Annotated in this window: 22 protein-coding genes, 1 tRNA gene and 1 pseudogene; 9 read left to right on the plus strand and 15 right to left on the minus strand. The window is 71.0% G+C overall.

Translation table 11 applies throughout. The features are described 5' to 3' along the window. Positions 1-34: 34 nt before the first annotated feature. Positions 35-1,831, minus strand: coding sequence for a bifunctional metallophosphatase/5'-nucleotidase (locus ACZ7IF_RS08370; protein WP_470965066.1), 1,797 nt, complete (start codon positions 1,829-1,831; stop codon positions 35-37). Positions 1,832-1,972: 141 nt separating this feature from the next. On the opposite strand from ACZ7IF_RS08370, the gene ACZ7IF_RS08375 reads away from it, so the two are divergent. Together ACZ7IF_RS08375 and pyk are read left to right on the plus strand one after the other, a co-directional pair. Further along, positions 1,973-2,686 carry an SIMPL domain-containing protein gene (locus tag ACZ7IF_RS08375; protein ID WP_470965069.1) on the plus strand — a complete coding sequence of 238 codons (714 nt, stop codon included), beginning with the start codon at positions 1,973-1,975 and terminating at the stop codon, positions 2,684-2,686. A gap of 135 nt (positions 2,687-2,821) precedes the next feature. After that, positions 2,822-4,249 carry a pyruvate kinase gene (gene pyk / locus ACZ7IF_RS08380; RefSeq protein WP_470965072.1) on the plus strand — a complete coding sequence of 476 codons (1,428 nt, stop codon included), beginning with the start codon at positions 2,822-2,824 and terminating at the stop codon, positions 4,247-4,249. Between the two features lie 67 nt (positions 4,250-4,316). Here pyk and ACZ7IF_RS08385 read toward each other — a convergent pair whose 3' ends face one another. The 4 genes and pseudogenes from ACZ7IF_RS08385 to ACZ7IF_RS08400 form a co-directional block, all read right to left on the minus strand. Then, entirely contained in the window at positions 4,317-4,568 is a 252-nt protein-coding gene (locus tag ACZ7IF_RS08385; protein WP_470965075.1) for an EF-hand domain-containing protein, read from the minus strand. 41 nt (positions 4,569-4,609) lie between these two features. Beyond that, complete coding sequence (locus ACZ7IF_RS08390; protein WP_470965078.1) at positions 4,610-5,275, minus strand: MerR family transcriptional regulator; 666 nt, start codon at positions 5,273-5,275, stop codon at positions 4,610-4,612. 42 nt (positions 5,276-5,317) lie between these two features. Further along, positions 5,318-6,044 (minus strand): annotated as a pseudogene (locus ACZ7IF_RS08395) (transcriptional regulator). A 273-nt stretch (positions 6,045-6,317) separates the two neighbouring features. Continuing rightward, a tRNA-Leu gene (locus tag ACZ7IF_RS08400) sits at positions 6,318-6,392 on the minus strand. A 98-nt stretch (positions 6,393-6,490) separates the two neighbouring features. Here ACZ7IF_RS08400 and ACZ7IF_RS08405 point away from each other — a divergent pair. Further along, positions 6,491-7,144 carry an ANTAR domain-containing response regulator gene (locus tag ACZ7IF_RS08405; protein ID WP_470965081.1) on the plus strand — a complete coding sequence of 218 codons (654 nt, stop codon included), beginning with the start codon at positions 6,491-6,493 and terminating at the stop codon, positions 7,142-7,144. Positions 7,145-7,219: 75 nt separating this feature from the next. On the opposite strand, the gene ACZ7IF_RS08410 is transcribed toward ACZ7IF_RS08405, so the two are convergent. The 5 genes from ACZ7IF_RS08410 to ACZ7IF_RS08430 form a co-directional block, all read right to left on the minus strand. Next, complete coding sequence (locus ACZ7IF_RS08410) at positions 7,220-7,936, minus strand: ABC transporter ATP-binding protein (protein WP_427712357.1); 717 nt, start codon at positions 7,934-7,936, stop codon at positions 7,220-7,222. Continuing rightward, positions 7,933-8,910, minus strand: a complete 978-nt coding sequence (locus ACZ7IF_RS08415) for an ABC transporter ATP-binding protein (RefSeq protein ID WP_470965083.1) — start codon at positions 8,908-8,910, stop codon at positions 7,933-7,935. The genes ACZ7IF_RS08410 and ACZ7IF_RS08415 overlap by 4 nt, the downstream gene beginning before the upstream one ends. Positions 8,911-8,913: 3 nt before the next feature. Further along, positions 8,914-10,728: a branched-chain amino acid ABC transporter permease gene (locus ACZ7IF_RS08420; protein ID WP_470965086.1), complete on the minus strand. Its 1,815-nt coding sequence runs from the start codon at positions 10,726-10,728 to the stop codon at positions 8,914-8,916. A gap of 5 nt (positions 10,729-10,733) precedes the next feature. Then, positions 10,734-11,663: a branched-chain amino acid ABC transporter permease gene (locus ACZ7IF_RS08425; RefSeq protein ID WP_469113117.1), complete on the minus strand. Its 930-nt coding sequence runs from the start codon at positions 11,661-11,663 to the stop codon at positions 10,734-10,736. A 108-nt stretch (positions 11,664-11,771) separates the two neighbouring features. After that, positions 11,772-13,001: a branched-chain amino acid ABC transporter substrate-binding protein gene (locus tag ACZ7IF_RS08430; RefSeq protein WP_470965089.1), complete on the minus strand. Its 1,230-nt coding sequence runs from the start codon at positions 12,999-13,001 to the stop codon at positions 11,772-11,774. 528 nt (positions 13,002-13,529) lie between these two features. On the opposite strand from ACZ7IF_RS08430, the gene ACZ7IF_RS08435 reads away from it, so the two are divergent. Further along, entirely contained in the window at positions 13,530-13,823 is a 294-nt protein-coding gene (locus ACZ7IF_RS08435) for a hypothetical protein (protein WP_470965092.1), read from the plus strand. A gap of 100 nt (positions 13,824-13,923) precedes the next feature. Here the strand turns inward: ACZ7IF_RS08435 and ACZ7IF_RS08440 are convergent, their stop codons facing one another. From ACZ7IF_RS08440 to ACZ7IF_RS08450, 3 genes are read right to left on the minus strand one after another with little or no spacing between them, the layout of a single operon-like run. Further along, positions 13,924-14,343, minus strand: a complete 420-nt coding sequence (locus ACZ7IF_RS08440) for a hypothetical protein (protein ID WP_470965094.1) — start codon at positions 14,341-14,343, stop codon at positions 13,924-13,926. 56 nt (positions 14,344-14,399) lie between these two features. Further along, on the minus strand, positions 14,400-14,864 hold the full coding sequence (locus ACZ7IF_RS08445) for a PaaI family thioesterase (RefSeq protein WP_470965098.1): 465 nt from the start codon (positions 14,862-14,864) through the stop codon (positions 14,400-14,402). Positions 14,865-14,915: 51 nt separating this feature from the next. Further along, the gene (locus ACZ7IF_RS08450) at positions 14,916-17,186 is read right to left on the minus strand and encodes an FdhF/YdeP family oxidoreductase (protein ID WP_470965101.1); all 2,271 of its coding nucleotides are present in this window, start codon (positions 17,184-17,186) and stop codon (positions 14,916-14,918) included. 104 nt (positions 17,187-17,290) lie between these two features. Between ACZ7IF_RS08450 and polA the strand changes: the two genes are divergently transcribed. Continuing rightward, positions 17,291-20,011, plus strand: coding sequence for a DNA polymerase I (polA, locus tag ACZ7IF_RS08455; protein WP_470965103.1), 2,721 nt, complete (start codon positions 17,291-17,293; stop codon positions 20,009-20,011). Positions 20,012-20,045: 34 nt separating this feature from the next. Here polA and ACZ7IF_RS08460 read toward each other — a convergent pair whose 3' ends face one another. Then, entirely contained in the window at positions 20,046-20,906 is an 861-nt protein-coding gene (locus ACZ7IF_RS08460; RefSeq protein WP_470965106.1) for a DUF4184 family protein, read from the minus strand. 146 nt (positions 20,907-21,052) lie between these two features. On the opposite strand from ACZ7IF_RS08460, the gene ACZ7IF_RS08465 reads away from it, so the two are divergent. The 4 genes from ACZ7IF_RS08465 to pgfA all read left to right on the plus strand — a co-directional run bounded on the left by ACZ7IF_RS08465 (position 21,053) and on the right by pgfA (position 23,948). After that, the gene (locus tag ACZ7IF_RS08465) at positions 21,053-22,276 is read left to right on the plus strand and encodes a lytic transglycosylase domain-containing protein (RefSeq protein WP_470965107.1); all 1,224 of its coding nucleotides are present in this window, start codon (positions 21,053-21,055) and stop codon (positions 22,274-22,276) included. A gap of 45 nt (positions 22,277-22,321) precedes the next feature. Beyond that, a complete protein-coding gene (locus tag ACZ7IF_RS08470) occupies positions 22,322-22,675 on the plus strand; it encodes a hypothetical protein (RefSeq protein WP_470965110.1) in 354 nt (117 codons plus the stop codon). A 148-nt stretch (positions 22,676-22,823) separates the two neighbouring features. Continuing rightward, the gene (locus ACZ7IF_RS08475; protein ID WP_405981209.1) at positions 22,824-22,964 is read left to right on the plus strand and encodes an SPW_0924 family protein; all 141 of its coding nucleotides are present in this window, start codon (positions 22,824-22,826) and stop codon (positions 22,962-22,964) included. A gap of 12 nt (positions 22,965-22,976) precedes the next feature. Further along, positions 22,977-23,948: a cell envelope lipid trafficking protein PgfA gene (gene pgfA / locus ACZ7IF_RS08480; protein WP_470965112.1), complete on the plus strand. Its 972-nt coding sequence runs from the start codon at positions 22,977-22,979 to the stop codon at positions 23,946-23,948. Here pgfA and hrpB read toward each other — a convergent pair. Next, on the minus strand, positions 23,935-26,475 hold the full coding sequence (hrpB, locus tag ACZ7IF_RS08485) for an ATP-dependent helicase HrpB (RefSeq protein WP_470965114.1): 2,541 nt from the start codon (positions 26,473-26,475) through the stop codon (positions 23,935-23,937). The two genes, pgfA and hrpB, sit on opposite strands and share 14 nt — an antisense overlap. Position 26,476: the final 1 nt, after the last annotated feature.

The raw sequence follows: 26,476 nt of genomic DNA on the forward strand, positions 1-26,476 counted from the left end.
CGGCCGCACACACGTCGCAGGACGACCGCAACGCCTAGAACACGGGCACGCCCGCCCGCGTCAGCCGCCAGTCCACCGAAGCGAACTGCGCCGGATCCACCGTGCCCTTCGCCTTCACCCACTGGATGATCGTGTTGCGGATCTCGTCCGAGTTCGCCCACAACTGCTTCGCCTTCGGCACGTGCGGGAACGCCCCACCACCCGAAGCCCGGTAATTGTTCACCGCGAACACGAACTGCCCCGCGGGATCCACCGGCTTCCCCGCGAACGACAGCCCCGTGATCCGCGAACCCACCGGCTGCGCGATGTCGATGTCGTACGTCAGCCCGTACACCGCGTCGTAGTTGTAGTCCGGGATGCTCTCCGCGTTCGTCAGCTTCGCCGGATCCACCGCACCACCCGGAGCCGTCTGCACGAAGTACCGCGCCGAGTACTCCAGGTAGTCCTTCAGCTGCGCACCCGTCAGCAGGCGCGCCTCCAGGGTGTTCTCGAACGGGTACAGCCCCGCCGCGTCCCTGATCGTCACCTGGCCGGCCGGTATCGCCGCCGTCCGCGAGAAACAGGACGCCTGCGACAGCACAGGCAGCGACCCCCACTGCGAACCGGCCAGGGCCGCCTTCACCGTCTCCGCCTGCACGTGGTTGATCAGGTCGATGATCGGCACGTCCTTCACCGGACCCTCGGCCGACGACATCGCCCGCGTCGACGTCCCGATCACCTGGTTGACGTACGCCACCACCTTGCGGTGCTCGTCCGACAGCAGCCGCGTGATCTTCGGGTCCTCGGCCGCCGTGTTCGAGTTCAGCACCTTCGCCGAAACCTTCGCCACCGACCAGCGGCCCCGCTCCCACGACAGCTCGAAGTCGAACAGCGTCAGCCGCTGCCCCCACTTCAGCGGCTCCGACAGCACCACGTCCTTGCCGGTCGCCTTGTTCTTCACCCGGTACTCCGGGATCTCCGTGTGCGCGTGCCCCACCAGAACCGCGTCGATCCCCGGCACCTGCTCCGCCACCAGACCCGCCGCGTTCTCGACGTACGGCAGCTGGTCACCGTACGAGGACGTACCGCTCGACCCCGAATGCGCCGACACGATCACCACGTCCGCACCCATCGACCGCAGCTTCGGCACGTACTTCGCCGCCTGCTCCTCCAGCCCCGGGAACGTCATCTTCCCCTGCACGTTCGCCTTGTCCCAGATCGCGATCCCCGGATTCGTCAGACCCAGCACCGCCACCTTCACGTCCCGCCCGTGCGGCGTCCGCAGCCGGTGCATGCTGTACGGCGGGAACGCCGGCCGCAACGTCTTCGCGTCCAGCGCGTTCGCCCCCAGCAGCGGGAAATCACACTGCTCCTCGAACTTCCGCAGCACCGGAATGCCGTAGTTGAACTCGTGGTTCCCCAGCGCCGCCGCGTCGTAGCCGATCGCGTTCATCGCCTGCGCCATCGGGTGCACCGGACCACGCCGCGCCGTGATCGGATCCACCTTCGCGTAGTAGTACGAAAGCTGCGTGCCCTGGATGGTGTCGCCCGCGTCGATCAGGAGCGTGTTGCAACGCCCCTTCTCCGCGCGGACCTGCTCCACCAGCGTCGAGATCTTCGCCAGACCGACGTCGTTGTGCGCCTTGTCGTCGAACTCCTTGTCCGTGAAGTAGTCCCAGTTGAAGACGTTCCCGTGCAGATCGGTCGTACCCATCACGGTGAACGCGTAGGTCTTCGGCCCCTTCGACGGAGCGGGCGCGGCGGCGGCCGGAGAGCTCGTGGCCCCCGCCATCGCCACAGCCGCACCCGTGGCAGCCGAAGCCCCCATGAACGTCCTACGGTCAAACGCCATTGCCATCTCCCCTTGTGAGGCGTGTTACGAAGCGTGAACGACGCGCGTAGATTCTGACCCACCGGTAACAAGCCGCAACACCCCCCTCAGGTTTCGATCCGATGACCACACCCGTACGGGCCACGGTGCGAGAGTGAAACCATGACCCAGGACGCCCCGAACGCCACCCACCAGCCCTACGGAACCCCCGAAGTACCCCGCGTCGCCGTCCGCGGAGAAGCCCGCCTCGAAGTCGACCCCGAAATCGCCCGCATCGGCATCACCGTCAGCGCCCGAGGCACCGACCGCCGCACCGCCCTCGACGACCTCACCCGCCGCAACAACACCGTCCTCGAACTCCTCAAGAGCTACGGCGAACCCGTCGAGAAAATCGAAACCGGCTCCTTCTCCATCACCCCCGAACTCACCCGCCACGGCCGCGGCGAACGCATCCGCGCCTACCACGGCCGCGTCCACATCACCGCCGAACTCAACGACTTCACCACCCTCGGCGAACTCACCACCCGCCTCGCCGACCTCGAACTCACCCAGGTCGACGGCCCCTGGTGGGCCCTGCGCCCCACCTCACCCGCCCACGGCGAAGCCCGCCGCCAAGCCGTACTCGAAGCCGTCCAGCGCGCCCGCGAATACGCCCACGCCCTCGGCGCCGACCTCGCCGCCCTCATCGAGCTCGCCGACCTCGGAGCCGAGAACGCCGCCCCCCTCGCCATGGCCGCCCCCGCCGGCGCCTACCGCTCCATGACCTTCGCCGGATCCGACGACGCCGGGGCCCCGCCCCTCGACCTCGAACCCCAGCGCCAGACCGTCCACGCCCAGGTCAACGCCCGCTTCACCATGACCCCGCCACAGCTCTGAGCCACCCCTCCGGGGGTGCTCATCGGAGCACCCCCGTGCACATTCAAAAGATGTCAACAAGCTTTCGCCCAAAGGTTGTTGAGGAGACGCCCGTACCTCATTTCCTACCCCCCGGTAGGGCATACGCTCGCTCCCATGCGCCGAGCGAAAATCGTATGTACCCTGGGCCCCGCCACCGACTCATACGACCAGATCAAAGCCCTGGTCGAAGCCGGAATGGACATCGCCCGCCTCAACCTCAGCCACGGCACCTACGCCGAACACGAGGAGCGCTACCAGCGCGTACGAAAGGCCTCCGACGAGACCGGCCGCAGCGTCGGCATCCTCGCCGACCTTCAAGGCCCGAAGATCCGCCTCGGCCGCTTCCGTGAAGGCCCCGTACTCCTTGAACGCGGCGACGAATTCACCATCACCGTCGAAGACCACCAGGGCGACCGCCACACCTGCGGCACCACCTACAAGGGCCTCGCCGACGACGTCACCACCGGCGAACGCATCCTCGTCGACGACGGCCGCGTCACCCTCGAAGTCACCTCCGTCGACGGCCCCCGAGTCCACACCCGCGTCATCGAAGGCGGCATGGTCTCCGACCACAAGGGCCTCAACCTCCCCGGCGTCGCCGTCTCCGTCCCCGCCCTCTCCGACAAGGACATCGAAGACCTCCGCTGGGCCCTGCGCACCGGCGCCGACGTCATCGCCCTCTCCTTCGTCCGCACCGGCCGCGACATCGAAGACGTCCACCGCGTCATGGACGAGGAAGGCCGACGCCTCCCCGTCATCGCGAAGATCGAAAAGCCCCAGGCCGTCGAAAGCATCGACGACATCGTCGCCGCCTTCGACGGCATCATGGTCGCCCGCGGCGACCTCGGCGTCGAAATGCCCCTGGAACAAGTCCCCATCGTCCAGAAGCGCGCCATCAAACTCGCCAAGCGCAACGCCAAGCCGGTCATCGTCGCCACCCAGATGCTCGACTCGATGATCGACAACAGCCGCCCCACCCGCGCCGAAGCCTCCGACGTCGCCAACGCCGTCATCGACGGCACCGACGCCGTCATGCTCTCCGGCGAAACCAGCGTCGGCAAACACCCCGTCGAAACCGTCCGCACCATGGCCCGCATCGTCGAAGCCGCCGAAGAGGACATCCTCGCCAAGGGACTCCCGCCCCTCACCGACCGCAACAAGCCCCGCACCCAAGGCGGAGCCGTAGCCCGCGCGGCCGCCGAAATGGGCGACTTCCTCGGCGCCAAATTCCTCGTCGCCTTCACCCAGAGCGGAGACACCGTCCGCCGCCTCTCCCGCTACCGCAGCCCCATCCCCCTCCTCGCCTTCACCCCCGACCCCGCCACCCGCTCCCAGCTCAACCTCACCTGGGGCGTCGAAACCTTCCTCGGCCCCCACGTCGACTCCACCGACGCCATGGTCGCCCAGGTCGAAGAAGAACTCCTGCGCATCGGACGCTGCGTCCCCGGCGACATCGTCGTCATCACCGCCGGCTCACCCCCCGGCGTCACCGGCAAGACCAACCTCGTCCGCATCCACCACATCGGCGACCCCGTCCGCTGACACCACCCACAACACCGCCGGGCCGCCCCTCACGAGGGGCGGCCCGGCGGCGTCGTACACGGGGCCGTCACCAACCGAACCGACGATCCACCTCGGCCTCGAACTCCTCGAACGACAACACCGCATCACCGTTCTTGTCCGCCGCATCGAACAGGGCCGACGACGCATCCGCGTCCCCCAGACCCCAGAACGGCAGATCCCCCTGCGCCGCCAACGTCGGCCCCTTCGCACGCAGAGCCGAGATCACCTCCGCACGGGTCAACTCCCCGTCATGGTTCAGATCCAGCGCGTCGAACAGCTTCCGAGCCTTCTCGCTCATCGAGACGTCCCTCCAACACCCACACCAACGGACGCCCCAACCTAAGGCACCAACCCCGGAACCACCTCCCACCCGTTCACCACCCACACCAACCGCCAATACCGCTCCACCCGCGGATCAACCGGCGCCTCCACCCCCGGCGCCCCCCGGAACACCTCCCGGAACCCCGCATCCCCCACCAGCCCCGCCAACTCCACCCACGCCGCCACCTGCTCCACCGACGGATCCTCCGGCAACTCCGGCGCCGAAGCCCGCACCATCGCCGCCACCGACTCGTCGGCCCCCTCCACCAACAACTCCACCCACCGCCGGCGTTCCTCGCCCGACAACCGCGTCACCTCATGCATCAACCGAACCTCCTCGGGACCCGACCCGCGCCCGGCCACCAGCCGCAACACCGCCCGACGCAACCGCAACGCCCGGATCTGCGCCTCCACCGCATCGGCGTGCGCGGCAGCCACCTCGGCCACCGACAGCTCCCGATCCAGCACCCGCCGCACGCTGGGCAGATCCACCCCCAGCTCCCGCAGCGTCCGCACGAGCTCCAGCCGCACCAGCGCGTCGACGTCGTACAGCCGGTACCCGGCACGACTACGACAGGACGGCGCGACGACCCCCGTATCGGAGTAGAAGCGGATCGTCCGCACCGCCAACCCGGTCCTCCGGGCCAGCTCCCCGATCGAATACAACTCCGTCACGCCGTCCATGCCCCCATCCTGCGGTCTCCACCCACTGGAGACTCAAGGCTGTCAGTACTTCGGCCCGACGTGGGCGTCCATGAGCGCGACGGATTCCTTCCGGGCGATGGAGACGTTCTGCTTGTCCGCCTGTTTCCACTGGACGCCGAGCCGGTCCAGGGTGTCGGTGAGCATCCGTGTGATGTCCGCGGACTTGTTGGTGAAGAAATACCGGGGGTACTCGTAGCGCTTGCCGTTCCGGACGGTCCAGTTGGTGATCCGGCATCCGTCGGAGTGGATCAGTCCGCGGATGAACTCCCATGGGCGCGCGTCGACCATCTCCTGTTGCCAGGACTGGAGGGCGATGCGCCGCTCGTGCTTCTTGCCCGGTGCGTGCTGAGGGAAGAGACAGGTCCAGTGCCGTCCGTAGCTGGTGACGGCCACGCAGCCTTGGCGCTGCAACACGTAGACCTTGTCGGTCGGCCGTACGGCCAGGATCGCTGCGCGGCACTGCTCGATGAGACCGGGCCAGGCGTCGGCGCACGCGATCCGGAGGTGGTGGCCACGGCGTGGATGGGGGCTGATGCAGCCGTCGCCGAGGTAGAGGCCGAGCAGATGGGCATACGAGGCCGCATCCGTAGGCTCTGCGCAGGGCGCGAGCGGACTTCGGCGCGGTTCCCCCTGCCTGCCAAGCGCGGATTGCGGAGCGGGATATCCCGGTTTCCTTGCTCACCGAGTTGAGGCTTCTTCCCTTGCCCAGAAGAGCTAAGGGCGGTCCCGTAATCCCCGGCGGGCGCACGACGCCGGCTACGGCACCTCGCTGCGTTGTCGGAACGCCCGAATACGCCCAGTACGGGGGCGCCCCTCCGCCTTGCGATGCACCGCATCCGACGCCGTGCGCCGATCCACCGGGGATTACGGGACAGCCCTTAGCGCATGTCGGCGAGTCGCCAGATCGTACATATGGGCGACGTTGGAGAAAATCTTGCGCTCACACGTGCCTTTTCGGGCGGATTCCCCTAATGGGGCGAAGGTCGATGAATCTCGCGTGACCTTGAAATTAAAGGAAAGGTGCCCCAGGTGGGATTCGAACCCACACTGTCCGCTGTTTGAGAGCGGCCTCTCTGACCAGTTGGAGTACTGGGGCCTAAGAAACGAAGGAATCAGGGATCCCTGCGTGGCACCACCTTACCGTAGCTAGGTAGGCTCGGGGGAGCTTGTTATGCCCCGCAAAGAGGAGCCCCCGTGACCGCCGAGCACGAGTCGACGCCCACGCCCGACGCCGACCAGTCGCACGTTCCGCCGCTGACGACCCGCGTCGTCATCGCCGAGGACGAGGCGCTCATCCGTCTCGACCTGAAAGAAATGCTCGAAGAAGAGGGCTACTCCGTCGTCGGCGAGGCCGGGGACGGGCAGACGGCCATCGAGCTCGCGCGCGAACACCGCCCCGACCTGGTGATCCTCGACGTGAAGATGCCCGTCCTCGACGGGATCTCCGCCGCCGAGAAGATCGCGGAGGAGTCCATCGCCCCCGTGCTGATGCTCACCGCGTTCTCCCAGCGAGACCTCGTCGAGCGGGCGCGGGACGCCGGCGCCATGGCGTACCTCGTCAAGCCCTTCAGCAAGAGCGACGTCGTCCCGGCCATCGAGATGGCCGTGTCCCGGTTCGCGGAGCTGAAGGCGCTGGAGAAGGAGGTCGCGGACCTTTCCGCGCGCCTGGAGACCCGCAAGCTCGTCGACCGGGCCAAGAGCATTCTCCAGACCGAGTACAAGCTCTCCGAGCCCGCCGCGTTCCGGTGGATCCAGAAGACCTCCATGGACCGCCGCATGTCCATGCAGCAGGTCGCCGAGGCGGTCATCGAGGACGCCGAGGAGAAGAAGCAGAACGCCGGCAAGTAGCGGCAGCGCCAACGCGTGAGGCCCGTCTCCCCCCGAGGGGAGACGGGCCTCACGGCTTTGAACGAACCGGCGGGGTCAGTCCTCGCCGAGGTAGGCCTTGCGGACGTCCTCGTTGACGAGGAGCTCGCGGCCCGGGCCCGACAGGACGATCTTGCCGATCTCCATGACGTGGCCCTGGTCGGCCAGCGACAGCGCGGCCTGGGCGTTCTGCTCGACCAGCAGGATCGTGGTGCCGGCCGCCTTGAGCTCGGCGATGGTCGCCATGATCTTCTGCATCATCAGCGGCGAGAGGCCCATCGAGGGCTCGTCCAGCATGAGCAGCTTCGGCTGCGACATGAGCGCGCGGCCCATGGCGAGCATCTGCTGCTCGCCGCCGGAGAGGGTGCCGGCGGCCTGCTTGCGGCGCTCTCCCAGGATCGGGAAGAGGTCGTAGGCGCGCTGGATGTCCTTCTGGATGCCTTCCTTGTCGTTGCGGAGGAAGGCGCCGAGGAGGAGGTTGTCCTCGATCGACATGCGCGGGAAGATGTGCCGCCCCTCGGGGGAGTGGGCGAGTCCGAGCGAGACGATGTCGTGCGCGGGGACCTTCTTCAGCGACTTGCCCTGGAACTTGATCTGGCCGCCCTTGGGCTTGATCAGGCCGGACAGGGTGCGCAGGGTGGTGGTCTTGCCGGCGCCGTTCGTCCCGATGAGGGTGACGATCTCGCCTTCGTTGACGGTGAAGGAGATGCCCTTGACGGCTTCGATCTTGCCGTAGGCGACGCGGAGGTCCTCGACCTCGAGGAGTGCGGTCACTTGGCTTCTCCGTCCGTGCTGGTGGTGCTGTCCGCCTCGCCGGTGCCGGTGCTCTCGGCGCCCTCGGCGGTTTCCGCGGCTTCCGCGGCTTCGTCCTCGGTGGCCTCGACGGCGGCTTCGGCTTCGGCCACGACCTCGGCTTCGGCGGCTTCCTCGGCGGCCTCGACCTCGGCGACCTCCTCGGCGCCGGGGGCGCCTTCGAAGGGCTCGCCGAGGTAGGCGGCGATGACGCGCTCGTCGCTCTGGACCTCGCCGGCGGTGCCCTCGATGAGCTTCTCGCCCTGGACGAGGCAGGCGACGCGGTCGCAGAGGTTGAAGATGAAGCGCATGTCGTGCTCGATGACGAGGACGGCGATGCCCTTGTCCCGGATGGCGAAGATGAGCTCTTCGGCGGCGCGGGTCTCCTGCGGGTTCATGCCGGCGGTGGGCTCGTCCAGGAGGATGAGGCCCGGGTCGCTGGCGAGGGCGCGGGCGATCTCCAGCTTGCGCTGCTCACCGTAGGGGAGGTTGCGGGCGAGGTGCTCGGCCTTGTGGTCGAGGCCGATGAACTCCAGCAGCTCCATGGCGCGCTCGCGGCTGGCCTGCTCTTCCTTGCCGAAGCTGGGGAGGCGCAGGAGGGCGGACCAGAGGCCTTCCTTGGTGCGGGTGTGGCGTCCGACGAGGACGTTTTCCAGGACCGTCATGTTGTTGAAGAGACGGATGTTCTGGAAGGTGCGGGCGATGCCGGCCGCGGTGACCTTGAAGGACTTGGGGGGCAGGACCGTGCCCTTGTACCGGACTTCGCCCTCGGTGGGGATGTAGAGGCCGGTGAGGCAGTTGAAGAAGGTGGTCTTGCCGGCGCCGTTGGGGCCGATGAGGCCGACGATCTCGCCGCTGCGGACGGTGAGGTCGACGTTCTTGACGGCGGTGAGGCCGCCGAAGCGCATCGTGACGCCGCGGGCGTCGAGGACCGTTTCGGTCGTGGTGGTGGTCATGGATCAGGCCCCTGCCTTGCCGAGGACTGTGGGCGCTTCGAGGTCCTTGTGGAGTTCGAGCTGGTTGCGCCGGTTGGGGATGAGGCCTTCGGGCCGCAGGCGCATCAGGATGACGAGCGCGATGCCGAAGACGAGGAGCTGGTACTCGCCCAGGAACTGGAGCTTGTTGGGGATCATGAAGAGGAGGGCGCCGCCGACGAGGGGGCCGGAGATGGTGCCCATGCCGCCGAGTACGACTGCCGCGAGGAGGAAGGCGGAGTTCGGGGGGACGGCGTTGGCGAAGACGTACTGGTCCGGGGTGACGGTGTAGTTCACGTGGGCCTGTACGGCTCCGGCGAGGCCGGCGAGGGTGGCGCCGAGGGCGAAGGCGATGAGCTTGACGCGGAAGCCGTTGATGCCCATGGCTTCGGCGGCGGTCTCGTCTTCGCGGATGGCGACCCAGGCGCGGCCGATGCGGGATTCGGCGCTGCGGCGGAAGACCATGATCACGATGAGGGTGACCAGGAGCATCAGCAGGAAGTAGTTGGCGAAGCGGCCGACGGCGATTCCGGCGATGCTGTGGGTGGCGCCGAAGTCGAACCCGAAGAGGTTGACGTTGGGGACGCCGGCGACGCCGTTGGGGCCGTTGGTGAGGTCGGGGCCGGAGACGCCGTCGAGGTTGTTCATCGAGATGCGGAAGATCTCTCCGAAGCCCAGGGTGACGATGGCGAGGTAGTCGCCGCGCAGGCGGAGGGTCGGGGCGCCGATGAGGACGCCGAAGACCATGGAGGCGAGCGCGCCGAGGAGGATCGCGGCCCAGAAGGGGAGGTGCACTCCGAAGGGGGAGTTGGGGGAGCCGGAGACCAGGGCGGCGGTGTAGGCGCCGACGCCGAGGAAGGCGACGTAGCCGAGGTCGAGGAGGCCGGTGAGGCCGACGACGATGTTCAGGCCGAGGGCGACGGTGGCGAAGATGAGGATGTTGACGCCGAGGGTCGCGTACTGGTCGTCGGTCTGGGTGAGGGGGAAGGCGGCGGCCGCGACGAAGGCGCCGACGAGGGCGACGTTGCGGTGCTTGTTGGTGAGGGTGGTGAAGCGGGCCACCAGGCCGGCCTTGTTGAGGGCCGTGAAGCCGAAGCCGGCGGTGATCAGGAAGCCGATGAAGAGTTCCTGGTACGGGGTGGTGACGCCGTAGGTGAAGACGCCGAGGGCGACGGCGAGGACGGCGGTGATGATGAGGATCTCGGCGTAGGCCGGGAGGGCGCGGGCCGGCTTCGCGGTGCCGCCGGCGTGGGCGGCCTTGGTGACGGCCCAGGTGTTGCCGATGTTGTGCTTGGTCTGCTCCCACCGGGTGTCTTCGGGGTCCGCGAGTTCGGTGGCGGGCCGTTCGAAGGGGAGGGAGCGGGCGCCGAGGTAGGCGGCGAGCGCGGTGACGATGGCGACGAAGCCGCCGGGCTCCAGGTTGACGAGGCCGCCGAGGGTGTTGCTGATCGCCCAGGCGGTGTAGGCCACGGTCAGGAGGGTGCCGAGGGCGCAGAGCTTGATGGCGGCGTCGGTTCCGGCGGGGGCGATCCACTGGAGGCCCTTGATGCCGTAGGAGCTGAGGCCGAAGAGGGTGGTGAGGGCGCCGCCGACGAGGACGAGCCACTGGAGGCCGCCGGGGTATCCGTAGACGGTGAGGTCGCCGGGGAAGGCGGAGGTCCAGGTCCAGGCGAGGAAGCAGGAGATGACGGTGAGGGCGCCGCCGGCGGTCGCGAGGGCGCGGGCGGTCTTCTCGGGGAAGGAGATTCCCGTTCGGCCGGTGGCCGCCGTCTGCGGCGTGGTGTCTGTGGTGGTCGTCATGGTTCTCACGCCCTGTCCGCCACGCGCTCGCCCATCAGGCCCTGGGGCCGGAAGAGGAGTACGAGGATGAGGAGTACGAACGCCCAGGTGTTGCCCCAGGACTGGCCGCCGAGCTGCTGCATGCCCGGTACGTCGGCGATGTAGGCGGTGGTCAGGGTTTCGGCGAGGCCGAGGACGATGCCGCCGATCATGGCGCCGTAGATGTTGCCGATGCCGCCGAGGACGGCTGCGGTGAAGGCCTTGAGGCCGAGGATGAAGCCCATGCGGTAGTTGACTTCGCCGTACTTGAGGCCGTAGGCGACGGCTCCGACGGCGGCGAAGGCGGCGCCGAGGGCGAAGGCGACCGTGATGATGCGGTCGGTGTTGATGCCCATGAGCTTCGCGGTGTCGGGGTCCTGGGCGGTCGCCTGCATGCCGCGGCCGGTGCGGGTCTTCTTGACGAAGAAGCCGAGGAAGGCCATGGAGATGGGGGCGGCGAGGAGCAGGAAGACGTCACCGGTCTGGATGGTGATGCTGCCGAGGTGGAAGGGGCCGCCGGGGATTTCGGGGAAGACGACGGAGGACTTCGCGTCGGGGTACCAGGCCCATACGACCTGCTGGAGGACGATGGAGAGGCCGATGGCGGTGATGAGCGGGGCGAGGCGGGGGGCGCTGCGCAGGGGCCGGTAGGCGAACCGTTCGGCGCCGACGGCGATGAGGGTGGCGACGATGATGGCGCCTATGAGCATGAGGGGCAGGGCCACCCACATGGTGGTGCCGCCGGGGAGCATCAGCCAGACCGTGAGGGCTCCGAACCCGCCGGTCATGAAGATCTCGCCGTGGGCGAAGTTGATGAGCTGGACGATGCCATAGACCATCGTGTAGCCGATGGCGACGAGCCCGTACATGGATCCCAGTAGCAGGCCGTTGACCAGCTGTTGCGGCAGTTCGTGCACCGCAGGTCCTCCGAGTCTTTCGACGGATGTGACACCGCGCGGGGCGCCATGGTGCGCGCCCCGCGCGGCAGGTGAGGGGTGAGGGCTAGGGGGTCAGCCGGTGGGAGGTCAGCCGGCGAGGGTGCCGGACTCGACGGTCTTGAAGTCGTCGCCCTCGACCTTGTAGACGGTGAGCTGCTTGTTGGTGGCGTCGCCGAACTCGTCGAAGGAGACCTTGCCGGTCACGCCTTCGAAGTTGACGCCCTGGACGGCCTCGAGGACCTTGGCGCGGGCGTCGGAGGGGAGCTTGCCGTTGTTGGCGTCGACGACCTTCTTGACGGCTTCGATGACGGCCCAGGCGGAGTCGTACGAGTAGCCGCCGTAGGCGGAGTAGTCGTCCTTGTAGCCGGCCTTCTTGTAGTTGTCGACGAACTCCTTGGCGGAGGCCAGGCTCTCGACGGGGGCGCCGACGGAGGTGCAGAGGTCGCCCTGGGCGCTCTCGCCGGCCAGCTCGACGTACTTCTTGTCCTTCATGCCGTCGCCGCCGACGAGCGGGATGTTGGTGCCGGAGGCCTTGATCTGCTTGCTGAGCGGGCCGGCCGCCGGGTACTCGCCGCCGTAGTAGACGACGTCGGCGCCCGAGGACTTCACCTGGGTCACGATGGCCGAGAAGTCCTTGGACTCGGGGTCGATGTGGCCTTCGCCGGCGACCTGGCCGCCGAGCTTGGTGAACTCGCCCTTGAAGGTTCCGGCGAGGCCGGCGCCGTAGGTCTTCTTGTCATCGATGATGAAGACCTTCTTCTTGCCCGCCTTGTTGAAGAGGTACTGCGCCGCGTACGGGCCCTGGATGGCGTCCGTGGTGGCGGTGCGGAAGTAGCTCTTGTAGGTGCGGGTCTTCTGGCCCTCGGCCCACTTGGGGCCCTGGGTCAGGGACGGGCTGGTGTTGGCCGGGGAGATCTGGGCCAGCTTGGCGTCGTCGAAGACCTTCTGCATGGCCTCGGAGACGGAGGAGTTGAGCGGGCCGACGACGCCGAGGACGTCCTTGTTGGCGGTGAGCTTGGTGGCGTTCTGCTGGCCGGAGGAGGCCTGCGCCTGGTCGTCGAGGGCTTCGACCTTGAAGGTGACGCCCTTGACGTACTTCTTCTCGTTGGCCTGCTTGGCGGCGAGGTCCGCGGAGTTCTTGATGCCGAGGCCGAGGGCGGAGAGGTCGCCCGTCAGCGGGGCGTCGACGCCGATGACGACGGTGGTGCCACCGTCTCCGGTGGATCCGCCCTTGTCGTCGCGCGAGCCGCAGGCGGTGAGAGTGAGAGCGCCCGCGGCGAGGGCGGCGGTCACGGCGATGAGCTGACGAGAACGCACGATCAGTCCTTTCCTGGCGCCGCGTCCCCCGTGGGACGCGTCGAGTCGAACGCGGGGAACCGAACTGAAGAAATCCGGCGGTCGCGGTAACTGGCCGTGACTCTAGGCGGCCCATCGGCGGTTATGGAGGGCTGAGGCCAATGATGTGACTCTCTTGTTATGCCACGGCGTAATACATAGCGGTTCACGGCGGGTGGAACGGGGGAATTCAGGCCGGTTCGTCTTGTCCGCATGGTGAGACACGGCAGGACCATTGAGCGGTTTGGGTCCTGTCACGCCAGGACTCTGGGGGTTTTTGCTCATGACGGCCCGGTGGTGGCCGTGTCTCGGGCTTCGGGACAGGCCCTGGTCAGGGCGACGGAAAGATCCCTGGCATATCGGTCACCGGGGATGTAACTGTGATCCTCTTTCTGGAATCCATTACTCAGGGTCACTTCCAGGAATGGGAGCCCCGAATTCCGTGCTACATGCACGCAGTCTTTTGCCTGAATGAGAACGAGGAGCTCGCGCACTTCCCCCACACCGACCGTGGCCGGGAGCGGTGGCCGGATCGTCACGCTCAGCGCCGGGGACGGCTGGCCGATCCGCTCCACCGTGACGGCCGGCCCGACCGTCGTCCGCACACGCACAGTGAAGGCGAAGGCGGCTCCGGCCGGGGCCGGCTCCACCGGATCCCCGTACGTGAGGGACAGGGCCTGCGAGGGGGCGGGCGGGACCTCGGGCCGGGGCGGCTCGGGCCGCGTGGCGTATATGCGGGCGGCGGCCGCGACCAGTACGGCGGCCGACGCGACGGTGAGGACGGCCCTGCGGTGGCGCGCGTAGCGGGAGCGGATCCCGTCCGCCCGGGGCGTACGCGGACCCCTGCGCGGGCCCTGGCCGTCCCCCGTGCCCTCCCCGGGCTCGACCGGGCCGATGCCGGCGCTCACTGCCAGGGCCCGCCGGTCGGGGTGCCCGAGCGGTGGCGCTCGGCGCAGCGGGCTTCCGCGTCGCGGGCGGCGCTCTCGCGGGCGGCGGCGGTGCCCTCGGTGCGCTGTTCGGCGCGGGCGGCTTCGAGGACGGCGCGCAGGATCTCGTTCTGGTCGCCTGACAGGCCCATGGCCTGGTAGTCGAGGCCGACGGCGTCCTCGTCCTCGCCGGCGTCGAGGATCACCCCGGCCCAGTGGGTGATGAGGGCGGCGCAGAGGGCCTGGGGCGGGGTGGTGCGGGGCGCGGGGGCGGTGTGGGGTGCGCGGGTGGGTCCGGCGCAGGCCGTGAGGGCGGCGCCGAGGAGGGCGGCGGCGGCGAGGAGCGCCGTCGTGCCGCGTGTGGCCGTGGCGCCGCGCGGCGCCGGTCCGGATCCCATGCGGGAACGCTAGACCGGCGCCGGGGGCGGCACAACGGCTCGTACCGGACGGGGTGTTAAGACTCCGTGTCGCGCAGCAGGCAGGTGAGGCGGGCGGTGCAGACGCGGCGGTCCTGGTCGTCCGTGATGACGATCTCGTAGGTGGTCGTGGAGCGGCCGCGGTGGACGGGGGTGGCGGTGCCGGTGACGTGGCCGTCGCGGACGCCGCGGTGGTGGGTGCAGTTGAGGTCCACGCCGACGGCGATCTTCTTGCTGCCGCCGTGCATCATGGCGCCGACGGAGCCGAGGGTTTCGGCGAGTACGGCGGAGGCGCCGCCGTGCAGGAGTCCGTAGGGCTGGGTGTTGCCCTTGACCGGCATGGTGGCGACGACGCGTTCGGCGGAGGCTTCCAGGATCTGGATCTCCATGCGCTGCCCCAGGGCGCCCGCCGAGAAGAGGGCGGGCAGGTCTATGCCCAGGGCGGCGTACTCGTCGAGGACTGCCTGGGGGAACTTCACGGCGTGCTGCTGCTCGTCGGCCATGGGCGTGCTCCGTTCGTCAACGATCGTTAACCAGTGTCTGCGCTCGTTCTATCAGGCCGGTTCGAAGCGGATGACGACGGACTTGCTGGCGGGGGTGTTGCTGGTGTCGGCGGTGGAGTCGAGGGGGACCAGGACGTTGGTCTCGGGGTAGTAGGCGGCGGCGCAGCCGCGTGCGGTGGGGTAGTGGACGACGCGGAAGCCGGGGGCGCGGCGTTCGACGCCGTCCTTCCATTCGCCGACGAGGTCGGTGTAGGAGCCGTCGGCGAGGCCGAGCTCGGCGGCGTCCTGGGGGTTGACCATGACGACGCGGCGGCCGCCGGTGATGCCGCGGTAGCGGTCGTCGAGGCCGTAGATGGTGGTGTTGTACTGGTCGTGGCTGCGCAGGGTCTGCAGGAGGAGCCGGCCGGCGGGGACCTCCGGGTACTCGACGGGGGCGGCGGTGAAGTTGGCCTTGCCGGTCCTGGTGGGGAAGCGGCGTTCGTCGCGGGGGCCGTGGGGGAGCTGGAAGCCGGCCGGGCGGGCGGCGCGGGCGTTGAAGTCCTCGAAGCCGGGGACGACGCGGGCGATGCGGTCGCGGATGGCCGCGTAGTCGTTCTCGAACTCCTCCCAGGGGGTCTTGGAGGCGGTGCCGAGGACGGCGCGGGCCATGCGGGCGACGATGGCGGGCTCGGAGAGGAGGTGGGGGGAGGCGGGGGCGAGGTTGCCGCGGGAGGCGTGGACCATGCCCATGGAGTCCTCGACGGTGACGAACTGGCGGCCGCTCTTCTGGACGTCCTTGTCGGTGCGGCCGAGGGTGGGCAGGATCAGCGCGCGCCGGCCGGTGACCGCGTGGGAGCGGTTGAGCTTGGTGGAGACGTGGACGGTGAGGGAGGCGCGGCGGATCGCGGCTTCGGTGACGTCGGTGTCGGGGGTGGCGGCGACGAAGTTGCCGCCCATGGCGAAGAGGACCTTGGCCTTGCCGTCGCGGAGGGCCTCGATGGAGCGGACCACGTCGTAGCCGTGGGCGCGGGGCGAGGTGATGCCGAATTCCTTGTCGAGGGCGTCGAGGAAGGCGGGCGCGGGGCGTTCGAAGATGCCCATGGTGCGGTCGCCCTGGACGTTGGAGTGGCCGCGGACGGGGCAGACGCCGGCGCCGGGGCGGCCGATGTTGCCGCGGAGCAGGAGGAGGTTGACGACCTCGCGGATGGTGGCGACGGAGTGCTTGTGCTGGGTGAGGCCCATGGCCCAGCAGATGATGGTGCGCTCGGAGGCCAGGATCATGGCCAGGGCGCGTTCGATCTCGGGGCGGGTGAGGCCGGTGGCCGTCAGGGTCTCGTCCCAGTCCGCGTCCTCGGCCGCGGCGGCGAGGTCTTCGTAGCCGTGGGTGTGGTCGCGGATGAAGTCCTCGTCGAGGGCGCCTTCGGTCTCGATGACGAGCTTGTTGAGGAGGCGGAAGAGGGCCTGGTCGCCACCGATGCGGATCTGCAGGAAGAGGTCGTTGAGGGGGGTGCCCTTGAGCATGCCGAGGGGGGTCTGGGGGTTCTTGAACCGCTCCATGCCGGCTTCGGGCAGCGGGTTCACCGAGATGATCTTCGCGCCGGCTTCCTTGGCCTTCTCCAGCGCGGAGAGCATGCGGGGGTGGTTGGTGCCCGGGTTCTGTCCGGCGACGATGATCAGGTCGGCGCGGTGGAGGTCTTCGAGGGAGACGCTGCCCTTGCCGATGCCGATGGTCTCGCTCAGTGCGGAGCCGGAGGACTCGTGGCACATGTTGGAGCAGTCCGGCAGGTTGTTGGTGCCGAATTCGCGGGCGAAGAGCTGGAAGAGGAACGCGGCCTCGTTGCTGGTGCGGCCGGAGGTGTAGAAGAGGGCCTCGTCGGGGGACGACAGGGCCCCCAGCTCCTCCGCGATGATCGCGAAGGCCTTCTTCCAGCTGACGGGCTCGTACCGGTCGGCACCCTCGGGCAGGTACATCGGCTGGGTGATGCGGCCCTGCTGGCCGAGCCAGTAGCCGCTGCGGGCGGCGAGCTCGGGCAGCGGGTGGGCGGCGAAGAAGTCGGGGGTGACGCGGCGCAGCGTGGCCTCTTCGGCGACGGCCTTGGCGCCGTTCTCGCAGAATTCGGCGGTGTGCCGCTTGTCGCCTTCGGGCCAGGCGCAGCCGGGGCAGTCGAAGCCGTTCTTCTGGTTGACCTTGAGGAGGGTCCGCGCGGTGCGGGCCAGGCCCATCTGCTCGTTCGCGATCTTCAGGGTGTGCGCGATGGCGGGCAGGCCCGCCGCGGCGTGCTGAGGGGGCCCGACGTGCGGCGCGTCCTGTACGGGATCACCTGCGGGCGGCTTCGTGGCCATGTCGCTCCCCTTCGAGCAGTATTCGCGTGCACCTCCGATCCTGTCACGCTCCGCCGACATCGCCGACGGCGGATTTGTCGGTGGGGGCGCCTAGGATCGGGGGCGTGGCAGAGACAGCATCGAAGAAGACCGACCAGCCGACCGCAGCGGACCGCCCCCGCCTGATGCTCATGGACGGGCACTCCCTGGCCTACCGGGCGTTCTTCGCGCTGCCCGCGGAGAACTTCACGACGGCCACGGGCCAGCCGACCAATGCCATCTACGGCTTCGCGTCGATGCTGGCGAACACCCTGCGTGACGAGGCGCCGACGCACTTCGCGGTGGCGTTCGACGTGTCCCGCAAGACGTGGCGCACGACGGAGTTCCCCGAATACAAGGCGAACCGCTCGAAGACCCCGGACGAGTTCAAGGGGCAGGTCGAGCTGATCGGCGAGCTGCTCGACGCGATGAAGGTGCCGCGTTTCGCGGTGGACGGCTTCGAGGCCGACGACGTGATCGCGACGCTGGCGACGCAGGCGGACTCCCTCGGTTTCGACGTGCTGATCGTCACGGGCGACCGGGACTCCTTCCAGCTGGTCTCCGAGCACACGACGGTGCTGTACCCGACGAAGGGCGTCTCCGAGCTGACCCGGTTCACGCCGGAGAAGGTGGAGGAGAAGTACGGGCTGACCCCGCAGCAGTACCCGGACTTCGCGGCGCTGCGCGGTGACCCGTCGGACAACCTGCCGGGCATCCCGGGCGTCGGCGAGAAGACCGCCGCCAAGTGGATCACCCAGTTCGGGTCGTTCGCGGAGCTGGTGGAGCGGGCCGACGAGGTCAAGGGCAAGGCCGGGCAGAACTTCCGGGACCACCTGGAGGCCGTGAAGCTCAACCGGGTGCTGACCGAGATGGTCAAGGACGTGGAGCTGCCCAAGACCCCGGCCGACCTGGCCCGCGCCCCGTACGACCGCACCGCGGTGACGGGGGTGCTGGACGTGCTGGAGATCCGCAACGCCTCGCTGCGCGAGCGCCTGCTGGCCGTGGACCCGGGTTCGGCCGAGGCGGAGGCGCCGGCTCCGGCGGCGGGTGTGGAGCTGGACGGCTCCGTGCTGGGCGCGGGCGAGCTCGCGCCGTGGCTCCGGGAGCACGCGGCCGGTCCGCTGGGCGTGTCCACCGTGGACAGCTGGATGCTGGGCACGGGGAACGTCAGCGAGGTCGCGCTTGCCTCGGCCGGCGGTGCGGCCGCCTGGTTCGAGCCGTCCGCCCTGGACGAGGCCGACGAGCGGGCCTTCGCCGCCTGGGCGGCCGACGCGGCGCGCCCCAAGGTGGTGCACAACGCCAAGGGCCTGATGCGGGTCTTCCCCGAGCACGGCTGGACCCTGGCGGGCGTCACCATGGACACCGCGCTCGCCGCCTACCTGGTCAAGCCGGGCCGGCGCTCGTTCGCGCTGGACGTGCTGTCCGTGGAGTACCTGGGCCGTGAGCTCCAGCCGCCGGCCGCCGACGGCCAGCTCGCCTTCGGCGCCGACGACACCGCCGAGGCGGACGCGCTGATGGCGCAGGCCCGCGCGGTCCTGGACCTGGGCGACGCCTTCACGGCGAAGCTGCCCGAGGTCGGCGCGGTCGAGCTGCTCCACGAGATGGAGCTGCCCACCTCCGAGCTGCTGGCCCGGCTGGAGCGGGCGGGCATCGCCGCCGACCGCGACCACATGGAGGGCATGGAGCAGCAGTTCGCGGGCGCCGTGCAGCAGGCGGTGAAGGAGGCGCACGCGGCGGTCGGCCACGAGTTCAACCTCGGCTCGCCCAAGCAGCTCCAGGAGGTGTTCTTCGGCGAGCTGGACCTGCCGAAGACGAAGAAGACGAAGACCGGCTACACCACGGACGCGGACGCGCTGGCCTGGCTGGCCACGCAGACCGACCACGAACTGCCGGTGATCATGCTGCGGCACCGGGAGCAGGCCAAGCTGCGGGTGACCGTCGAGGGCCTGGTCAAGGCGATCGCCGCGGACGGCCGGGTGCACACCAGCTTCAGCCAGACCACCGCGGCCACGGGCCGGCTCTCCTCCACCGACCCCAACCTGCAGAACGTGCCGGTGCGCACCGACGAGGGCCGGGCGATCCGCCGCGGCTTCGTCGTCGGCGAGGGCTACGAGTCCCTGATGACGGCCGACTACAGCCAGATCGAGCTGCGCGTGATGGCGCACCTCTCCGAGGACGAGGGCCTGATCGAGGCCTTCCTGTCCGGTGAGGACCTGCACACCACCGTCGCCTCGCAGGTGTTCGGCGTGGAGCGCTCCCAGGTCGACGCCGAGATGCGCCGCAAGATCAAGGCCATGTCGTACGGTCTGGCGTACGGGCTGTCCGCGTTCGGTCTGGCCCAGCAGCTGAACATCGAGCCGGCCGAGGCGCGCGGGCTGATGGAGACGTTCTTCGAGCGGTTCGGCGGGGTCCGCGACTATCTCCAGCGCGTGGTGGACGAGGCCCGGGCGACCGGCTACACGGCGACGGTGTTCGGCCGCCGCCGCTACCTGCCGGACCTCAACAGCGACAACCGCCAGCGCCGCGAGGCCGCCGAGCGGATGGCGCTGAACGCCCCGATCCAGGGCACCGCCGCCGACATCGTCAAGGTGGCCATGCTGCGCGTGGACAAGGCCCTCGCCGAGGCCGGGCTCAAGTCGCGGATGCTGCTCCAGGTCCACGACGAAATCGTCCTGGAGATCGCCCCCGGTGAGCGGGAGCGGGTCGAGGAGCTGGTGCGCCGGGAGATGGGCGCGGCCGTCGAGCTGCGGGCCCCGCTGGACGTGTCGGTGGGCGTCGGCGGCGACTGGGAGTCCGCCGCGCACTGATCCCGTACGCGGTGCCCGGACGCCCGTCCCCGCCTCAGGCGGTGGGGACGGGCGTCCGTGTTTCCAGGCCGGGGCGGCGGGGCCGGTCCCGGTCGCGGCGGTGGCGCAGCCGTACGAGGGCCCCGTACAGCAGCAGCCCGACGGTGAGCCCGCCGCCCGCGCCGAAGCAGACGGTCGGGATGATGTCGAGCGGGGTGCGGATCCGGTCGTAGAAGGTGTAGAAGCGGATCACCCGCAGGGTGATCCCGACGGCCGCGCAGCCGGCGATCAGGGCGGCGGCGCCCCACCGCTCCGCGCGGCCGAGGACGGGTACGGACGCGGGCGCGGGTACGGCGGGCAGCCTCCGCAGGCCGGTGACGGTGAACCAGAGCAGCGCGCAGGCGGCCAGCGCCGAGGAGCCGTACTGGAGATAGGAGTAGAGGGGCAGGCCGAAGGCGAGCGGGTCGCCGAGCCAGGGCAGCGCCTCCGTCCCCCAGCGGTCCAGGTGCGTGAAGCTGTCCCACACCACGTGGGTGAGGGAGCCGGCCACAGCCGAGAGGTAGAACCACAGGGCGAGCGCGGCCGCCGGGCGTCCCCGCCAGTTCTCGCCCCGGACGAAGGCGTGCACCCGGCCCCGCCGCTCGCGCGGCAGGAGCGCGACGAGCGGTTCGCGCAGCAGCAGCCAGCACGCCGCGAGGAGAGCGGTCAGGACCGCGTCCACGGTGGCCACGCCGAGCAGGGAGTGCGCGAAGCGGCCGTAGCCCATCAGGCCGTTCACGACGGCGTCCGCGAAGTAGAAGGTGTCCGGGGCGAACGACCCGAGGACGAGCGCCGAGGCGACCAGCGGCCCCCGGGCGTGCCCGGCCCGGCGTATGGCCGGAAGTACGGCGGCCGCGTGGCTGAGAGTGAAGGGCACGGGGTCTCCTGGGAGGTTCGGGGTCCGGACAGTATGCGTGAGCTGCGAGGGAACGTGGGGATGTGGTGAATTTCCGCGGCGCATCGCGTGCCGTGTGCAGAGAGCTGACGTAGGGTCACGCGGACGTCTAGGGGAGGGGACCCGTCATGTCGGCACGGATATTCGGACGCGGCCTGCGCAGGGGTGCGGCCGCGGCTCTTGTCTCGGCGCTGGTGGCCGCCGCCATGACGGCGTCACAGGCCCCGGCGGGCGCCGACGAGGAGCGGACGGCGGCGGCCGGCGAGGAGGCCGCCCGGCCGCAGCAGGCGGCCGGGGGCACCGGCGGTGACTCCGCCTACTTCACCGAACTCCCGCCGCTGATAAGCCCCCGGCCACCCGCCGTCGTCCTGCCGGAAGGACAGCCGGCGGCCGAGCCGCAGCCCGCGCCGACGCCTTCGCCGGCCGTGGTGCCGACGGCGGTCCAGCCGGTGGTGGAGGGCGCGCAGGGGATACCGGCGAGCGTGCTCGCGGCGTACCGTGCCGCCGAGCAGCGGGTGGCGGCGGACGACCCCGGCTGCGGGCTGCGCTGGCAGCTGCTCGCCGCGATCGGCAAGGTCGAGTCGGGGCAGGCCCGCGGCGGGCAGGTCGACGCCGCCGGGACCACCCTGCGGCCCATCCTCGGCCCCGTGCTCGACGGGAACGGCTTCGCGAACATCTCCGACACCGACGGCGGGGCCTTCGACGGCGACTCCCGCTACGACCGGGCCGTCGGGCCGATGCAGTTCATCCCGTCCACCTGGGCGGCCTGGGGCCAGGACGCGAACGGCGACGGGCGGCGCGACCCGAACAACGTCCACGACGCCGCGCTGGCGGCCGGGCGCTACCTGTGCGCGGGCAGCCGCGACCTGCGGACGGGGGCGGACCTGGACCGGGCCGTGCTGTCCTACAACCAGTCCGCGGAGTACCTGCGGACGGTGCGGTCCTGGTTCGCGTACTACCTCCAGGGCGCGCACGAGGTCCCGGACGCGGGCGGCAGCGGTGCCGGTGCGGGCGCGGGCGTCCCGGCGGGCCCCCGGCCGTCGGACCCGAAGCCCACCCCGTCGCCGACCCCTTCCCCGAAGCCCACGCCGACGCCCACTCCGAAGCCCACGCCGACGCCCACCCCCACCCCGACGCCTACTCCGACGCCCACCCCGACCCCGACCCCGACGCCGTCGACGAAGCCCACCCCCACCCCCACTCCGTCGCCGTCGACGAAGCCGACGCCGAGCCCCGCTCCCACCCCGAAGCCCAGCTCCTCCCCCAGCGCCGCCCCCACCCCGACGGCCACCGCGAAGGCGACCCCGTCGTCCGCGCCGAGTGCCACGCCGAGCCCCGCGACGGCCGGCTGAGGGCGCCGCCCCGCAGAGCGCACCACCGACGGAAGGACGTACTGCATGCTCGGCTGGAGCATCACCCTCTGGCGCGGGACCCCGGAGGAACGGGACCGCGCCACTCCCGAGGACCGCGAGGCGGCGACCCTCGCGTACTGGCTGGTCGGCCTGTACGGCCTGGACTGGCTCGCCGAACTCGTCAGGGCGGGCCGGGCCGAGGAGCTGTGGCGCTCCGGCTACCCCAGCCGCTACACCGCCCGCGCCGGTGACGTACTGCCGCTGTTCGCGGACGGACACCTGCCCGGCTCCGGCTCCGGACACGGCCGCGCACCCTTCGACGTGAGGCTGCACCCCGACCGCATCGCCGCCTGCCCGGCGGACCAGGTGCTCACCATCGACGCCTGGGACCAGTCCTGAACCCGAGCCCGGAGCAGCCGCCCGCCTGGGTACGGACACCCGGGGCCGGCCGGTGCCCGTACCCGCGGGCCCAGACGGTTCTCATCTCGCCGCCGCGTTGCTACGGTACGCCTCCGCTGACGATCCATCAGATTCCGGAGGCCCCGCCATGCGCGCACTCGCCGCCGCCGCCGTCGGGCTGGCCGCCGCGCTGGCCCTCGTCCTCGCCGTAACGGCCGCCGGGGTGCCGGAGGGCAAGACCTCGCCCAGACCGCTGCTCACCACCGCGCCCGCCGCGCCCGGAAAGTAGAGGAGGCCGGCCGTGCGACGCAGAGCGAGCCTCGTGCTGCTTGCCCTGGCCGTGTTCTGCGCAGCCCTGGCACCGCTGCTGCGCTGGTACGCGTACCCCAGGCTCGCCAAGATCCCGCCGAGCCAGTACCAGGAGATGGTCCTGGAGGCCAAGGACGCCACCCTCCTCGACTACGCGGGCGGCATGCAGCCCAAGAAGGTCGACAAGGTCACCATCGTCCAGACCCTCAAGGGCAACGTCGAGGCGTCGAAGGAGATCGAGGCCGACGCCGGCAAGGACGTCGTCGTCTGGGACACGCTCTCCTACATCATCGGGCCGGACGGCAAGATGGTCTCCCAGATCCCCGAGCGCTACATCTTCGACGCCCACACCCAGGACCCGGTGCACGCCACCGGCGAGATGGTCGACGGGGACCCGGTCAAACGCGAGGGCATCGAGTTCAAATGGCCCTTCTTCACCGAGCCGCGCGACTACCTCTACTTCGATGCGCAGACCCGCACCTCCTCGCCGGTCCATTACGTCGGCCCGCGCACCTACCGGGGCATGGAGGTCTACTACTTCGAGCAGACCGTCCCCTGGACCAAGGTCCCCATGCCGAAGAAGATGCCGATCGAGGGCATCGACCCCGCCACCATCGAACAGACCACCGGCACCACCCTCTGGTACACGGTCAAGGCCAGGTTCTGGGTCGACCCCGTCACCGGCGCGCCCGTCAACGCCGAACAGGACATCCAGCAGGAGATGCGCGGCGGCATCGCGGCCGGAGCCCCCGACGGCAAGCTGACCGCCTTCGCCGGACACGTCACCATGCGCGAGGACTACGCGAAGCACACCCTCGACCTGGTCGCCGCCAACCGTACGAAGGTCCTCGCGCTCCACACCCACGCCCCGGCCGGCCTCGCCCTGGCCGGCCTGGCGCTGCTCGCCGCCGCCCTCTGGCTGGAGGCCCGGGGACGCCGGACCCCCGGGATCACCGCCCCCTGAGCCGGGCGTTGGTGTGCCGGGTGGGCTCGGCCGCCGCCGGATCCTCCGGCCACGGGTGCTTCGGGTAGCGGCCGCGCAGCTCCGCCCGGACGGCGCGGTAGCCGCCCTGCCAGAAGGAGGCCAGGTCGGCCGTGACGGCGGCCGGCCGGCCCGCCGGCGACAGCAGGTGGACGAGTACGGGAACCCCCGCCACCCGGGGCGTCTCGGCCAGCCCGAACAGCTCCTGGAGCTTCACCGCCAGCACCGGCTGCCCGGCCGTGTAGTCCACGCGGATCCGGGACCCGCTGGGCACCTCGATCCGCTCGGGCGCCAGCTCGTCGAGCCGGGCCGCCTCACCGGTGGCCCAGGGCAGCAGCCGGTTCAGGGCCTGCCCCGCGTCGATCCGCCCCAGGTCGGCGCGGCGGCGGGCCCGCGACAGCTCGGGCTCCAGCCAGTCCCCGGCCCGCTCCAGCAGCGCCGCGTCGTCCGCTACGTCTGGCCAGGCGCCGCCCAGCGTGCGGTGCAGGAAGCCGAGCCGGGCCCGGAGCGCCAGCGCGTCCGGGGACCAGCGCAGCAGGTCCAGCCCCTCGGCGCGCAGCCCGTCCAGCAGGGCGGCCCGCACCAGCTCCGGGGCCGGCTCGCGCAGCGGGCGCGCGACCAGCTCGACCGCCCCGAGCCGCTCCACGGCGCGGGCGACCACGTCGCCGTCCTCCCAGTGCACCTCCTCGCCGGAGGCGGACAGGTGCGCGGCGGCGGTCCGGGCGGTGTCCTCGTCGAGGACGGCGGCCAGCCGGACCCGTGCGGACGCCGAATGCGGTGCCCGGTCGGCGACGGCCACCGCCAGCCAGGGAGCGTTCCGCAGCGGCGACCCCTCGCCCACCTCGGCGGCGGTGCCGCCGGCCATGAGGAAGGCCCCCTGGCCCTTGGCCCGTGCCACCCGCTCGGGGAAGGCGAGCGCAGCGACGAGCCCGGCGGCGTGGTCGTCCGCCCCGGGGGCGGGCCCGGCCGCCGGGGGCGGGGTGGGGGAGTGGCCCCGCGCAGCGGTGTCACCGGACAGCGACCGCTCCAGGCGGGCGACCTCCGCGCGCCAGCGCCCGGCGTACGGGTCGCCCCCGTGCCGCGCCCGGCGCCACGCGGCGGCCAGGTCGTCCCCGTACTCCCGCGGCGGCTCCTCGCTCAGCAGCGCCACCACCTCCGCCGCCCGCCGGGCACCCAGCGCGGCGGAGCCGTCCAGCAGGGCCCGGGCCAGCCGCGGGTGCAGCCCCAGCCGGGCCATCCGCAGCCCGCGCGGCGTCGGCCGCCCGGCCGCGTCCACCGCGCCGACGGCCGTCAGGACCTCCCGCGCCGCGGCCATGGCCCCGGCCGGCGGCGGGTCCAGCAGCGCCAGCCCGGCCGCGTCCGGGTCGCCCCAGCAGGCCGCCTGGAGGGCGAACGGCGCCAGGTCCGCGATCCGGATCTCGGGGGAGGGGAACGCGGGCAGCCGCCCGTCCTCCGCCTCGGCCCAGCACCGGTACACCACGCCCGGCGCCTCCCGCCCGGCCCGGCCCGCCCGCTGGCGGCCCGCCGCGCGGGAAGCCCGTACCGTCGCCAGCGCGCCCAGCCCCCGGGCGTGGTCCACCCGGGGCTCGCGGGCCAGCCCGGAGTCCACGACCACCCGTACGCCCGGCACGGTCAGGCTCGACTCCGCGACGGCGGTCGACAGGATCACCCGGCGGTGCTCCGAGGCGGTCAGCGCCGCGTCCTGCACCACGGCCGGCGCCCGGCCGTGCACCTGGAGCACCTCCGCGTCCACCCCGGCCAGCTGCCCGGCGACCCGGGCGATCTCGCCGACGCCGGGCAGGAAGCACAGCACGTCGCCGGAACGTTCCGCCAGGGCCCGGCGCACCACCGCCGCCACGTGCGCGAGCTGCGCCGGATCCACCCGCATCCCGTGCGGCGGCCGCACCGGCCGGGCCGGCGGCGTCCACACCGTCTCCACCGGGTACGCGACCCCGGCGGCCTCCACCACCGGCGCGTCCCCCAGCAGCCGGGCCCAGCCGGCCGCGTCGGTCGTCGCCGAGGCCGCCACCAGGCGCAGCTCCGGGCGCAGGGTCTCGCGCACGTCCAGCAGGAACGCGGCGACGGTGTCGGCGTCCAGGTGCCGCTCGTGGCACTCGTCCAGCACCACCACGTCGACCCCGGCCAGCTCCTGGTCACGCTGGAGGCGCTGGAGCAGCACCCCGGTGGTCACCACCTCCACCGCCGTGTCCCGGCCCGCGACGCGCTCCCCGCGCACCGTGAAGCCCACCGAGCCGCCGACGGCCTCGCCCAGCAGCCACGCCATCCGCCGCGCCGCCGCGCGGGCGGCGATCCGGCGGGGCTCGGCGACGACCACCCGCCGCCGCGGGCCCCCGCCCACCAGTCCGGCGAGCACGAGGGGCACGAGCGTGGTCTTGCCGGTGCCGGGCGGGGCGCACAGCACGGCGGTGCCGTGGCCGTCCAGCGCCGAGAGGAGCGCGGGAACGGCCTCCCGTACGGGGAGGGAGTCGAGGGCGGCCTGGCGGATCAAG

The sequence above is a fragment of the Streptomyces sp. NPDC037421 genome (assembly GCF_055602105.1).

Coding starts and splice junctions, on each gene's coding strand:
- ACZ7IF_RS08445 (WP_470965098.1), bottom strand. CDS start 14,864: ATGGCCGACGAGCAGCAGCACGCCGTGAAGTTCCCCCAGGCAGTCCTC.
- ACZ7IF_RS08470 (WP_470965110.1), top strand. CDS start 22,322: ATGCTCGGCTGGAGCATCACCCTCTGGCGCGGGACCCCGGAGGAACGG.
- ACZ7IF_RS08440 (WP_470965094.1), bottom strand. CDS start 14,343: ATGGGATCCGGACCGGCGCCGCGCGGCGCCACGGCCACACGCGGCACG.
- ACZ7IF_RS08450 (WP_470965101.1), bottom strand. CDS start 17,186: ATGGCCACGAAGCCGCCCGCAGGTGATCCCGTACAGGACGCGCCGCAC.
- ACZ7IF_RS08420 (WP_470965086.1), bottom strand. CDS start 10,728: ATGACGACCACCACAGACACCACGCCGCAGACGGCGGCCACCGGCCGA.
- ACZ7IF_RS08415 (WP_470965083.1), bottom strand. CDS start 8,910: ATGACCACCACCACGACCGAAACGGTCCTCGACGCCCGCGGCGTCACG.
- ACZ7IF_RS08385 (WP_470965075.1), bottom strand. CDS start 4,568: ATGAGCGAGAAGGCTCGGAAGCTGTTCGACGCGCTGGATCTGAACCAT.
- ACZ7IF_RS08475 (WP_405981209.1), top strand. CDS start 22,824: ATGCGCGCACTCGCCGCCGCCGCCGTCGGGCTGGCCGCCGCGCTGGCC.
- ACZ7IF_RS08375 (WP_470965069.1), top strand. CDS start 1,973: ATGACCCAGGACGCCCCGAACGCCACCCACCAGCCCTACGGAACCCCC.
- pyk (WP_470965072.1), top strand. CDS start 2,822: ATGCGCCGAGCGAAAATCGTATGTACCCTGGGCCCCGCCACCGACTCA.
- ACZ7IF_RS08370 (WP_470965066.1), bottom strand. CDS start 1,831: ATGGCGTTTGACCGTAGGACGTTCATGGGGGCTTCGGCTGCCACGGGT.
- ACZ7IF_RS08465 (WP_470965107.1), top strand. CDS start 21,053: ATGTCGGCACGGATATTCGGACGCGGCCTGCGCAGGGGTGCGGCCGCG.
- ACZ7IF_RS08390 (WP_470965078.1), bottom strand. CDS start 5,275: ATGGACGGCGTGACGGAGTTGTATTCGATCGGGGAGCTGGCCCGGAGG.